The organism is Pinisolibacter aquiterrae (genome assembly GCF_019160155.1).
GTDB classification, from domain to species: Bacteria; Pseudomonadota; Alphaproteobacteria; order Rhizobiales; family Ancalomicrobiaceae; genus Pinisolibacter; species Pinisolibacter aquiterrae.
The window spans coordinates 289405-301749 of record NZ_JAFNIH010000023.1 but is presented as its reverse complement, the minus strand read 5'-3'; the positions used below and the strand labels follow the sequence as shown (position 1 = coordinate 301749).

Here is a 12345-nt window from a genome sequence, read left to right as displayed (position 1 = left end):
GCACCCTTCGCCTTCGAGGACGCCATGACCGAGGCCCTCTTCTACCATCTCCAGACCCGCACCCTCGAGCAGGCCCTGCCGGGCCTCCTCGAGAAGTGCCTGGAACGAGGCTGGAAGACGGTGGTCCAGACCGGCACGGTCGAGCGCCGCGACGCCCTCGACGGGCATCTCTGGACCTATTCCGACGAGAGTTTCCTCCCCCACGGCATCCGCCCCGAGGATCTGACCGACCGCGCCGTGCGCCTGACCGCCGAGCCCGATGCCCGCGCCGGCGCCACCGTCCGCTTCCTGGTCGACCGCGCGCCCCCGCCGGCGGACTTCGCCGACTACGACCGTCTGGTCTTCCTCTTCGACGGCAACGACACCGAGGCGGTGCTCGACGCCCGCGCCCATTGGAAGGCGGTCAAGGCGGCGGGCCTGACGCCGACCTACTGGATCCAGGACGAACGCGGGCGCTGGGCCAAGAAGGGGTGAGACCGAGCGCATGAAGGTGCGCCCCGCTCGGACCTTCATGCGCGGGCAAGCCCGAACGGGCGTCGGCCGGTCAGGCCGTAACGCCCCTGAAATTCGGACGAGTCCGAGTTTCCTGGGCCGAGCAGGATCCCTCACCGTTCCGTGGCGACCAGCGCCCAGACGTTCAGGAGATAGAGCCCGAGCAGGGCGAGGCTGGTCCAGCCGAAGGTGCCGAACAGCCGGCGTTGCGGCCGATAGAGAAGCGCGACGATCACCACCCCGTTCATCATCATCGCCGACAGCGCCGTCATCGCATGGGTGGGCGCGGCGACGGCGAGGAGCGGGCCGGGCGTGAAGACGAGGTCGTCGACCGCCAGCACCACCATGTTGAAGAGATTGCTGCCGAGGAGATTGGCGAAGGCCATGTCGAGCGCGCCGATTCGGACCGCCGCGAGCGTCACCATGAATTCCGGCATCGACGTCGCCGCCGCCACCAGCGTCGTCCCGACGAAGCCGTCGGAGAGCCCGTGCGCCTGCGCCAGCCGCTCGGCGACCACCGGCAGCCGCAGGCCGGCGACGATCACCACCGTGGCGGCGATCGCGTAGCGGATCACCGCGGCGCGCAGGGTGATGCCGTCGTGCCGGCGCACGCTGCGCTCCACGCCGGTCTGCACGGCGCGGCGCTCGTGGACGAAGACCACCCTGAGCGACACCGCATAGACCAGGATCAAGGCGGGCGAGATCAGGCCGATCCATCCGAGCCGCAGCGAGGCGAGGAGGCCGGGCGGCACCAGGGCCGAGGCGACCAGCCCGAGCGCCAGAATGCCGAAGCCACTCGCCAGAATGTGGCCCTGCGAGGCGCAGCCGAAGCTCGGCGCGGGGCGGTGGACGAGATCGGCGACCAGCAGGATCATCAGATTGAAGACGCAGCTGCCGAGCGCGTCGCCGACCGCCATGTCGGGCGCGCCGGCCGCCGTGATCGACCCGACGCCGGTCACCAGTTCCGGCAGCGAGGTCACGGTGGCGAGCAGGGCGAGGCCGATCCAGTTGCCCGACAGTCCGGTCTTCTCGGCGATCACGTCGCCGTTGAGCGACAATCGATGGCCGGCGACGGCCACCATCGCCGCCCAGAACGAGAATTCCAGCCAGATCACCGCCGTCATCGCGCCTCTCTCGGTGAGCGAGGGCTCGCCCGACCCTGACACGATCCCGACTCGGTCGCCACCCGCCGGAAGGAGGGGGCGATCCGTCGTCGCCGTCCGGCGGCCCGCAACTTGCTCAGGCCTCCCCGGCGCGCCGGACACGGCGGGCCGCGTGTCGCAATGCCGACAAGCCGATCCGCCGAGGGAACCGCCGCATGAAACTCGTCGTCGAACGCGATCTGGTCGAAGCTCTGGTCGCCGATTTCCCCGATCGGGCGAGCCTTCTCGCCCAGCCGCGCTTCTCCGATCGCGTCGAGGTCGCGCTCGGCACGCTCGGCGCGGCCGAACTCACCCGGCTCCATGCCCTCACCGACGACGGCCGCCTCGATCGCGGTCGCCGCGACCAGATCGCCGCCCTCGCCCGGGTCGCGAGCGCCGACGGCCCCCGCTTCGGCCCCGACGATCTCGATCGCCTCGCCCCGGCGCTGGCCCTCCACCTCGTCGAGGGCGCGGCGCGCGGCTGGCTCTTCCGCATGGCGCCCGACGGCCGGCCCCAGCCGTGGCTCGTCACCCGGCTCGACTACACCCCGCCGGGGGAGGAGGAATCCGGTCGCATCGTCGTCGAGTTGAAGGCCAATTCACGCGGCCGCGTCGCGGTCGAGACGCTGATGATCCGCACCCGCGATCTCGACGGCTCGACCGTCGACGCGATTCTCGCCCGTCTCGGCTGGCTGAAAGAGGACGCGGCCCTCCTCGCCGATTTCGACGAGAGGTCGACCCGCTATTTCGATTGGCGCGCCCGCGCCGGCGAGCAGTTCACCGGCCTCGGCGTCGGCATCTGGGCCGAGGACCCGGGCGCCGCCCGGCGCGACACCGATTGGGCGCGCAAGGCGATCGTCATCCTGTCGTCGACCGGCCAACCCGCCCGTCTGGTCGTCGACGAGGATCTGATCGGCGAGCGCGCGCTCGGCCTCGACGCTTCCGGCCTCTTCCTCGACAAGTTGATCCGCCGCTCCGGCAAGGCCGACTGGTTCGATCGCGACGGCGATCGCGCCCTGAAGGAGGCCCACGACCGGGTGCCCGCCGGCGCCTTCACCGAACTGCCCGTGCATCCGCTGATCTTCTTCTTCCACCTCGAGCTGCATCACCACGTCTGGGTCCACGTCGACGACGTCGCCCCTTATCTCTACCAGCCCGAACTGAAGCAGAAGCTCGTCCTACCGCCAGAGCAGATCGACCTCGTCGACATCCTCACCGCCGAGATGGACACGCTGATGGAGGACGTGGTGGCGGGGAAGTCCGGCGGCACCACCGTGCTCTGCGCCGGCCCGCCGGGCGTCGGCAAGACGCTGACGGCGGAGGTCTATTCCGAGATCGTCGGGCGCCCGCTCTACCGGGTGCATTCCGGCCAGCTCGGCCTCGACGTCGCCCAGATGGAACAGCAGTTGAAGGAGGCGTTGACGCGGGCGCAGCGCTGGGGCGCGGTGATGCTGATCGACGAGGCCGACGTCTACATCAAGCGCCGGCGCGACGACCTGCGCATGAACGCGGTGGTCGGCGTGTTCCTGCGGGTGCTCGAATATTTCAACGGGCTCCTGTTCCTCACCACCAACCGCGTCGACGACATCGACGAGGCGATCGTCTCGCGCTGCATCGCGCTCATCAAATACCACCCGCCCGACGCCGCCGATCGCGCCCGGATCTGGCGGGTCATGGCCGATCAGTTCGGTCTGGGGCTCGACGACGCCCTGATCGACGATCTGGTCGCCCAGTTCCCCGCGACCAGCGGCCGTGACATCAAGGGTCTCGCCAAGCTGGTCGCGAAGTTCTGCGCGCGGAAGTCGGTCGAGCCGAGCCTCGCGGTCTTCCGCCGCTGCGCCGTCTTCCGCGCCCTCGACGTCCCGTCCTTGCCTTCGTGAACATCGCTCACCATGATGGCGGGCAACAAGGAGCCACCACGTGCCCCGCCGCATGCCCCATGATCACGACGAGATGCGCGCTCGCGCCGTCGCCGCCGCCCGCGCCGCCGTCGCCGCCGACGGCCTCGCCGGGTTGACCGCCCGGCGGATCGCCGGCGAACTCGGCTGCTCCGTCGGCAGCCTCTACAATCTCTTCGTCGACCTCGACGATCTCGTCCTCCACGTCGCCGCCTCGGTCGTCGACGACATGCACGCCGCGCTGTTCGCGGCGCCGCTGCCGGCCGAGCCCGGCGCCGCCCTCACCGAACTCGCCCTGCGCTACGTCGATTTCGCCGCCACGCGCGGCCGCCTCTTCGCCATGGTGTTCGAACACGAGCCGGCCCACGACCGGCCGACGCCGCGGTGGCATCTCGACCGTATCGAGCGCCTGCTCGCGCGCGTCCAGGCGGTCGCCGCGCCGGCGCTCCCGGCGACCGACGCGGCCGACCTGCGCGCCGAGGTCGAGGTGCTCTGGGCCTCCGTGCACGGCATCGCCGCGCTGGCGCAGAAGGACAAACTCGGCTTCGTCTCGGCAAGCGACCCTAAGCACCTCGCGCGCAGGTTGATCGAGACCTTCCTCCGCTGAAGCATCGGCGGCGGGAGCAACTTCAGCGTTCACCACCCTCGTTGCGAAATACCCCGGAAAAGACGGAATTGTTTACATATCCTGCGTCATTGTGCAGGTGTTTCCCGGCCACGGCGAAACGGGAAGCGCGCCCGCGTCGACCCTGGGACGGGCGGTCGTCGACCACCCGTGCGGCGAGATCGAAGCAACGACGAGGACGCCTCGACGAGGCGGTGACGGATGACGAAACGTCGATTGATGTTCTACACGACGTCGTTGTCCGGCGGAGGCGCGGAACGGGTCTGGGCGGTTCTCGCCTCGGCGCTCGCTCGGCGCGGCCACGAGGTCACCCTGGTCGTCGACTTCGCCGCCGACGAGAACCGGGGCTTTCTCGCCCCCGAGGTCGATCTGGTCGTGCTCGGCGTCGGCCACGTCCGCTCGCTCGTCGCCCTGATGGGCGAGATGATGCGGCGCCGGCCCGATCTCGTCTTCTCCGCGATCGGCGGCAGCGACATCAAGGCGGTGCTCGCCTCCACCCTGATCGGCCGGTTCCGCCGGGTCGTCACCTCCTTCCACGGCTATATCGAGAACGAGACCGGCCTGTTCGGCTGGCTCCATTTCAAACTCGCGCGCCCGCTGACCTGGGCCGCCGCCGCCACCGTCTGCGTCTCCGACGGTCTCGAGCGCGACGTCGTCGAGCGCTGGCATGCGCTGCCGGACCGCTGCGTGCGGATCTACAACCCCGTCACCGTCGCGGGCGCCGACCCGTCGCTCACCCGCGAGGGACTGGCGGCGCGCGAGCCGATCATCCTCGGCGTCGGCCGTCTGGTGCCGGTCAAGGGCTTCCTCGAACTGGTCCGCGCCTTCGCCCGCATGAACGATCGCACCGCCCGATTGGTGATCCTCGGTCAGGGTCCGGAGCGCGATGCGATCCTCGCCGAGGCCGAGGCGCTCGGCGTCGCCGATCGCGTCCTCCTGCCCGGCTACGTCGCCAAGCCCTGGGACTGGTACGCGCGCGCCCGCTGTTTCGCGCTCACCTCGCACGTCGAGGCCTTCGGCAACGTGGTCGTCGAGGCCCTGGCCCACGGCCTGCCGGTGGTGGCGACGCCCTGCGACGGCCCCCGCGAGATCCTCACCGACGGACGCCTCGGCGTGCTCGTCTCGCTCGCCGACGACGAGCAGGGCTATGCCGACGCGCTCGACGCGGCGATCGCCGATCCCGGCGATCCGGTGCCGCGCATGGTGCGCTCCGCCGATTTCGAGGTGCCGATCGCCGCGGCGCGTTACGAGGCGCTGGTCGACCGGATTCTCGCCCCTTCGACGCGGTGATCTCGCGCGCCGGATGAACCTCGGCGCTCACCTCTCGTCTTCAGAAGTGTTCGCGCCGCCGGCCATTGCTCCCATGCATGACTGCCATCCCGAAAGCATGGTCCGTTCTCGTCACAAAGATCGAATTCGCCGCCATCGACAAGATGACGCATCATTCGCTTTCGTGCGCCCGTCTATACAGAGAACGGCAATCGAAGAAGAAGCATGAATACTGAAACGTGACGGGCACGAATTGCGGCGAGAGCCGCATCTTCGGCGCGAGTGCGGAGTATTCGTGCGCCTGTTCGAACGGGGAACACGGAAGAAGGCGCCGACGCGTGCCGTCCGTGACTGTGGATCCGTGCCGCCGATCCGCCGCGTCGCGCGTTCCGGGCCTCGCGCGGGAGCCATGGACTCCCTCGACGATGCCCGTTCGCATCCCGTCACGTCGGGCGCACGTCGCCGTGCGCCCCAGAGGAAGCGCTTGTCATGAAGAAGACCACCCTCGCCGCGCTCGCCGTCGTCGCCCTGACGTCGATGTCCGCCTTCGCCGCCGATACGTCCAAGCTGGTGCTCCCGGGCGACATCACGCTCGAGCAGGCGACGCGCGTCATCGAAGCCGCCAAGGCCAAGGCCAAACAGACGGATACGCTGATGAACATCGCCGTCGTCGATGCCGGCGGCAATCTCAAGGCCTTCGCCCGGATGGAAGGCGCCTTCCTCGGCAGTGTCGACATCTCGATCGGAAAGGCGAAGACGGCGCGCCTCTTCAACATGCCGACCAAGGACCTCGGCGCGCTCGCCCAGGTCGGCCAGCCCCTCTACGGCATCGAAGTGACCAACCGCGGTCTGGTGATCTTCGGCGGCGGCGAGCTGCTGCGCGACAAGTCCGGCACCATCATCGGCGCCGTCGGCGTCTCCGGCAGCTCGGTCGAGAACGACATGGCGGTGGCCCAGGCCGGCGCGGCCGGCCTCTGAAGACAGCCCGGCGCGGCCGGCCTCTGAAGACAGCCCGGCGCGGCCGGCCTCTGAAGACAGCCCGGCGCGGCCGGCCTCTGAAGACAGCCCGGCGCGGCCGGCCTCCGAGGTCGCGTCGGCGCAGAGGGCCTCGGCGTTCACGTCCGCCGATCGCGCCGCTCGGAGCGGGGATCACCCGTCGAGAGCGGCGCGTTCGGCCTCTTCGTGTTCGGCCGACAGCGTCAGCCACAGGTCCTCGGTCTCCGCCAGCGCCCTTTCCGCGTCGGACCGCGTCTTCATCAGACGCGTGCCTTTGGCCGCGTCGCGGGTGAAGAGATCGGGATCGGCTAGATCGCCGTCGAGCCGGGCGATCTCCTTCTGGAGCTTCTCGATCCGGCTCTCGGCGTCCTTGATCCTCTTGCGGAGCGGCGCCAACTGCTCGCGCAGCGCCGCCGCCGCCCGACGCCGGTCGAGCGCGGAGAGACGGCCGTCGTCGGTGTTTCCCTTGTCGCCGCCCTTCGCGCCGGAGGCACCCTCCAGCACCAGCCGGCGATAGTCCTCGAGGTCGCCGTCGAACTCCTTGACCGTGCCCTCGCCGACCACCATCAGCCGGTCGGCCGTCGCCTCGACCAGATGGCGGTCGTGGCTGATCAGGATCACCGCGCCCTCGTATTCGTTGATCGCCTGAACCAGCGCCTCGCGACTGTCGATGTCGAGATGGTTGGTCGGCTCGTCGAGGATCATCAGGTTGGGCCCGGCGAAGGTCGCGAGCCCGAGGAGCAGGCGCGCCTTCTCGCCGCCGGAGAGATCGCGCGCCGGCGTGTCCATGCGGCTGGTCGGCAGGCCCATCTGCGCCACCCGCGAGCGCGTCCTGGCCTCCGGCTGATCCGGCACCAGCCGCTGGACGTGCTGGAACGGGCTCTCCGCCGGCCGCAACTCGTCGAGCTGATGCTGGGCGAAATAGGCGATCGAGAGCTTGTTCGCCCGCGCCACCCGGCCGGAGAAGGGCGCGAGCTTCTCGGCGATCAGCTTGGCGAAGGTCGACTTGCCGTTGCCGTTGGAGCCGAGCAGCGCGATCCGGTCCTCGACGTCGATCCGCATCGTGATCTTGCGGAGGATCGGCTTTGCCGGATCGTAGCCGACCGAGACGTCGTCGAGCGCCAGGATCGGCGGCGACAGTTTGGCGATCGGCTGCGGGAAGGAGAGGGGCAGCGCCGCGTCGTCGGTCATGGCGGCGATCGGCTGGAGCTTGGCGAGCGCCTTCATCCGGCTCTGCGCCTGCCGCGCCTTGGTCGCCTTGGCCTTGAAGCGATCGATGAAGGCCTGCATGTGGGCGCGCTGGGCGTCCACCTTCTCCTTCATCTTCTGCGTCAGAATCATCTTCTCGCGCCGCTGGCGCTCGAACCCGTCGTAGCCGCCGCGATAGGCGACGAGCTTGCCGTGATCGAGATGGACGATCATGTCGACGGCGGCGTTGAGGAGGTCGCGGTCGTGGGAGATCACCACGACCGTGTGCGGATAGCGCCTCACGTAGTCCTCGAGCCACAGCGTGCCCTCGAGGTCGAGATAGTTGGTCGGCTCGTCGAGGAGCAGCAGGTCCGGCTCGGAGAAGAGCACGGCGGCGAGCGCGACGCGCATCCGCCAACCGCCCGAGAAGTCCGAGCACGGTCGCGCCTGCGCCTCGTGGCTGAAGCCGAGGCCGGAGAGGATGGTCGCGGCGCGGGCCTCGGCCGAATGGGCGCCGATGTCGGCGAGCCGCGTGTGGATCTCGCCGATCCGCGTCGGATCGGTCGCCGTCTCGGCCTCGGCGAGCAGGCTCGCGCGCTCCTTGTCGGCGGCGAGCACGAAGTCGAGGAGCGAGATCGCCGAGCCCGGCGCCTCCTGCGCCACCTGGCCGATCTTGGCGGCCTTGGGGAAGGAGATCGAGCCGCTCTCGGCGGCCCATTCGCCGGTGACGAGCTTGAAGAGCGTGGTCTTGCCGGTGCCGTTGCGGCCGACGAACCCCGCCTTGGCGCCCGTGGGGATCACCACGGAGGCCTCCTCGAGCAGGGTGCGGCCGGCGATGCGGAAGGTGAGATCTTGAACGACGAGCATGGGCCTTCTCTAGCCGAGAAGGCGAGGGGCGTCGACCGCCGTCTCCGCCTTTGCCGAAGCCGCGCCCTGCGAACCGATTAGCCCCGGGATGGTCACGAAGTCTTTACGATTCGGTAACGAACGCAGGGCACAACGGAAGGCGAGGGACGCGAGCCGTTCCTCTTCCCATATCTCCTTCTTTTCGCTCGATGATCGCGGCCGCCTCACACGTCCGTCTTCGTCGGGGTCTCAGCTGTTGTGGACGGATCGAACCGATGAAGCCGACCTTCGACATGCGCATTCTGATCATGGGGATCGTGGTGCTCTGCGCGCTCGCGGTCCGTCCCGTCGAGCGGATGCGGTCGGAGGGCCTGCGCTTCGATCAGATCACCACCGGCTCGATCGCCGCCAGGCTGCCGACGCCGCATCTGCCGTGACCGGCCCCTCGTCGAGGGGCCCGTTGACCGGATGGTGACGTTTCTCCGCTAGGCTTCGCGCGAAGTTCGATCCGGCGGAGATGTCATGACGGTTCTGGTGACGGGCGGCTGCGGTTACATCGGCAGCCATGTGGTCTGGGCGCTCGTCGATCGCGGCGAGGACGTGGTGGTGCTCGACGATCTCTCCGCGGGCTTCGCCTGGGCGCTGCCGGAGGCGGCGCGGCTGGTGCGCGGCGACGTCGGCGACCGGGCTCTGCTCGACGATCTCCTCGCAGGAGGCGCCATCGATTCGATCGTCCATTTCGCCGGTTCGCTGAGCGTGCCGGAAAGCGTCGGCGATCCGCTCGGCTACTATTTCAACAACACGGTGAAGTCGCGCGAACTGATCGCGAGCGCCGTGCGACACGGCGTGAAGGCCTTCGTCTTCTCCTCCTCCGCCGCCGTCTACGGCGCCCCCGAGGTGGTGCCGGTGCCGGAGGAGGCACGGCTCGACCCGGTCTCTCCCTACGGCTCGTCGAAATGGATGACCGAGATCATGCTGCGCGACACCGCCGCCGCGCATGATTTCCGCTACACGGCCCTGCGCTACTTCAACGTCGCCGGCGCCGATCCGGCGCTGCGCACCGGCCAGGCCTCGCGCGGCGCCGCCCACATCATCAAGGTCGCGGCCGAATGCCTGTGCGGGCTGCGCCCCGGCATCTCCGTCTTCGGCTCGGACTACCCGACCCCCGACGGCTCGGGCGTGCGCGACTACATCCACGTCTCCGATCTCGCCGACGTCCACGTCCTCGCGCTCGACCGGCTCCGCGCCGGGGGCGGGAGCCTCGTCGCCAACTGCGGCTACGGCAAGGGCTTCTCGGTGTGGGAGGTGATCGCCGCGGTGGAGCGCGTCACCGGCCGCAAATTGCCGGTGACGGTCGGCCCCCGCCGTCCCGGCGACCCGCCGACCCTGATCGCGCGCGTCGACCGCATCCACCGCGAGATCGACTGGGCGCCGAAATGGACCGACCTCGACGCCATCGTCGCCCATGCGATCGCCTGGGAAGAGATCCTTCTCACCAAGGACCGCAGCTGAGGCGTCGCCTCACGGCGCGAAGACCGACCAGCCGGTGGCGCGCGCGAGCCTCTCGAGCGCGAGCGCCCCGAGCATCGAATTGCCGACCCGGTTGAGCCCCGGCGACCACACCGCGATCGATGCCTTGCCGGGCACGATCGCCAGGATGCCGCCGCCGACCCCGCTCTTGGCCGGAAGACCGACCCGGAAGGCGAAGTCGCCCGACCCGTCGTAATGGCCGCAGGTCAGCATCAGCGCGTTGATGCGCCGCGCCCGCTCGCTCGACACCACCCGCCCGCCGGCGGTCGGGTGGCGCCCGTCGAGCGCCAGGAACCGCCCCGCCGCCGCCAATTGCCGGCACGACATGGCGATCGCGCACTGGTGGAAATAGACCCCGAGCGTCAGTTCCGGCGCATGCTCGAGATTGCCGAAGGCGTGCATGTAGTTGGCGAGCGCCACGTTGCGATGCCCGGTCGCGGTCTCCGAGCGGGCCACCGCCTTGTCGATGAAGATCGTGTCGTCGTCGGCGACGTGGCGCACGAAGCGCAGGATCTCGCCGATCGCCTCCTTCGGCGCATGCCCGCCGAGCAGCGTGTCGGTGACGACGATCGCCCCGGCGTTGATGAAGGGATTGCGCGGGATGCCCTTCTCCGCCTCGAGCTGGACGATCGAGTTGAACGGATTGCCCGAGGGCTCGCGCCCGACCCGCCGCCACAGCGCGTCGCCGACCTTGCCCAGCGCCAGCGTCAGGGTGAAGACCTTGGAGATCGACTGGATCGAGAAGGCCTCGTCGGCATCGCCGCCGACGTGGGTGGTGCCGTCGGCGAGCATCACCGCGATCCCGAATCGGCGCGGATCCACATGGGCGAGCTGCGGGATGTAGCTCGCCACCGCGCCGCGCTCCTCCCGTTCGCTCATCTCCGCGGCGATGTCGCCGACCAGCGCGTCGAGATCGAGATTCACGCCCCGCCCTCCCGTCCACCCGCCTTTCCGGAGGCCGCGCGCGCGGCCTCCGGGAACGCCGCCGCCAGCGCCTCGCGCGTCGCCGCGATCACGCCGCGCTCGGTGATGAGCCCGGTGACGAGCCGTGCCGGGGTGACGTCGAAGGCGTAATTGGCGACCGCCGCCCCCTCCGGCACGATCCGCACCGTCTCGATCCGCCCGTCCTCGGTGACGCCGCGCATGTGGCTGACCTCCTCGCCCCCGCGCTGTTCGATCGGGATCTCGGCGACCCCGTCGGCGACGGTGAAGTCGATGGTGGGGGAGGGGAGCGCGACATAGAACGGCACCCCGTTGTCGCGCGCGGCGAGGGCCTTCAGATAGGTGCCGATCTTGTTGCAGACGTCGCCGTCGGCGGTGGTGCGGTCGGTGCCGACCACGACCACGTCGACGAGCCCGTGCTGCATCAGATGGCCGCCGGTGTTGTCGGGGATCACCGTGTGCGGCACGCCGCGCTCGGCCAATTCCCAGGCGGTGAGCGAGGCGCCCTGATTGCGCGGCCGGGTCTCGTCGACCCAGACGTGGATCGGCAGTCCGGCGGCGTGCGCCTTGTAGATCGGCGCCGTCGCCGTCCCCCATTCGACGCAGGCGAGGCGCCCGGCGTTGCAATGGGTGAGCACCTCGAGCCGCGCGCCCGCCGGCTTGGCCGCGAGGAGCGCCCGGAAGATCTCGAGCCCGTGGTCGCCGATCGCCGAGCAGATCGCCACGTCGTCCTCGGCGATGCGATCGGCGAGCGCCATCGCCGCCGCCGCGCGCGCTTCCGTCGGCAGCGGCAGGAGCCGGTCGCGCATCGCGTCGAGCGCCCATTTGAGATTGATCGCCGTCGGCCGCGTCGCCAGGAGCCGCCGATGCGCCGCCGCGAGCGCCGCGTCGTCGGCGGCTCGCGCCGTCGCCAGCGCCATGCCGTAGGCGGCGGTCGCCCCGATCAACGGCGCGCCGCGCACCCGCATGGTCTCGATCGCCTCGGCCGCGTCCTCGAGGTCCTGGAGACGGATCACCACCGAGCGATGCGGCAGCTCGGTCTGATCGACGATCTCCACCACACCGTCGGAATTGCGAGAGATCGGACGTCGGCCGGGGTTCATCGATTCGCTCCATGCCAGGGTTGTGTCGTCGGCCGAGCCTAGCGTCCTTCGCAACGCGCGGCGACGGTGCCGTGCGGACGCTCAGATGGCATTTCATGGCGACGCGATCGAAGGTTGCGGGCGCCATCCGCAGGCGTGGCGCGCCCCCGATCGGCCGGAATCCGCTCGGAAGGAAGGGCCGAAGCCCCCTCGAGCCCCTCCTCGCTGCGCTGCGAATCGACGGCCATGGATAAGAATTTCTTAAGAAAACAGCCATTTTTGGGGGCTCGGTGGCAACGAGTGTGACGGCAATGCAACATCGATCCGACAACCAT

Annotated in this window: 11 protein-coding genes; 7 read left to right on the top strand and 4 right to left on the bottom strand. The window is 69.7% G+C overall.

Going from position 1 to position 12345, the window contains the following annotated elements; translation table 11 throughout:
- The first annotated feature begins 24 nt into the window (after positions 1-24).
- Complete coding sequence (locus tag J3S89_RS09080) at positions 25-474, top strand: DNA polymerase III subunit chi (protein WP_217927163.1); 450 nt, start codon at positions 25-27, stop codon at positions 472-474.
- 131 nt (positions 475-605) lie between these two features.
- Here the strand turns inward: J3S89_RS09080 and J3S89_RS09075 are convergent, their stop codons facing one another.
- A complete protein-coding gene (locus tag J3S89_RS09075) occupies positions 606-1616 on the bottom strand; it encodes a sodium:calcium antiporter (RefSeq protein ID WP_217927162.1) in 1011 nt (336 codons plus the stop codon).
- Positions 1617-1810: 194 nt separating this feature from the next.
- On the opposite strand from J3S89_RS09075, the gene J3S89_RS09070 reads away from it, so the two are divergent.
- The 4 genes from J3S89_RS09070 to J3S89_RS09055 all read left to right on the top strand — a co-directional run bounded on the left by J3S89_RS09070 (position 1811) and on the right by J3S89_RS09055 (position 6404).
- Positions 1811-3514, top strand: coding sequence for an AAA family ATPase (locus J3S89_RS09070; protein ID WP_217927161.1), 1704 nt, complete (start codon positions 1811-1813; stop codon positions 3512-3514).
- 40 nt (positions 3515-3554) lie between these two features.
- Positions 3555-4139 (top strand): TetR/AcrR family transcriptional regulator, encoded by a 585-nt coding sequence (locus J3S89_RS09065; RefSeq protein ID WP_217927160.1) that lies wholly within the window; start codon positions 3555-3557, stop codon positions 4137-4139.
- A gap of 219 nt (positions 4140-4358) precedes the next feature.
- Positions 4359-5447 carry a glycosyltransferase gene (locus J3S89_RS09060; RefSeq protein ID WP_217927159.1) on the top strand — a complete coding sequence of 363 codons (1089 nt, stop codon included), beginning with the start codon at positions 4359-4361 and terminating at the stop codon, positions 5445-5447.
- Positions 5448-5963: 516 nt separating this feature from the next.
- Positions 5964-6404, top strand: coding sequence for a GlcG/HbpS family heme-binding protein (locus tag J3S89_RS09055; protein WP_217927233.1), 441 nt, complete (start codon positions 5964-5966; stop codon positions 6402-6404).
- A gap of 171 nt (positions 6405-6575) precedes the next feature.
- On the opposite strand, the gene J3S89_RS09050 is transcribed toward J3S89_RS09055, so the two are convergent.
- Positions 6576-8477, bottom strand: a complete 1902-nt coding sequence (locus J3S89_RS09050; protein ID WP_217927158.1) for an ABC-F family ATP-binding cassette domain-containing protein — start codon at positions 8475-8477, stop codon at positions 6576-6578.
- A 254-nt stretch (positions 8478-8731) separates the two neighbouring features.
- Between J3S89_RS09050 and J3S89_RS09045 the strand changes: the two genes are divergently transcribed.
- Together J3S89_RS09045 and galE are read left to right on the top strand one after the other, a co-directional pair.
- Entirely contained in the window at positions 8732-8893 is a 162-nt protein-coding gene (locus J3S89_RS09045; RefSeq protein ID WP_217927157.1) for a hypothetical protein, read from the top strand.
- 85 nt (positions 8894-8978) lie between these two features.
- Entirely contained in the window at positions 8979-9968 is a 990-nt protein-coding gene (gene galE, locus J3S89_RS09040; RefSeq protein WP_217927156.1) for a UDP-glucose 4-epimerase GalE, read from the top strand.
- A gap of 9 nt (positions 9969-9977) precedes the next feature.
- Here galE and J3S89_RS09035 read toward each other — a convergent pair whose 3' ends face one another.
- Positions 9978-10910 (bottom strand): glutaminase, encoded by a 933-nt coding sequence (locus J3S89_RS09035; RefSeq protein WP_217927155.1) that lies wholly within the window; start codon positions 10908-10910, stop codon positions 9978-9980.
- The gene (gene mtnA / locus J3S89_RS09030) at positions 10907-12031 is read right to left on the bottom strand and encodes an S-methyl-5-thioribose-1-phosphate isomerase (protein ID WP_217927154.1); all 1125 of its coding nucleotides are present in this window, start codon (positions 12029-12031) and stop codon (positions 10907-10909) included. Before mtnA ends, J3S89_RS09035 begins: the two co-directional genes overlap by 4 nt.
- Positions 12032-12345: the final 314 nt, after the last annotated feature.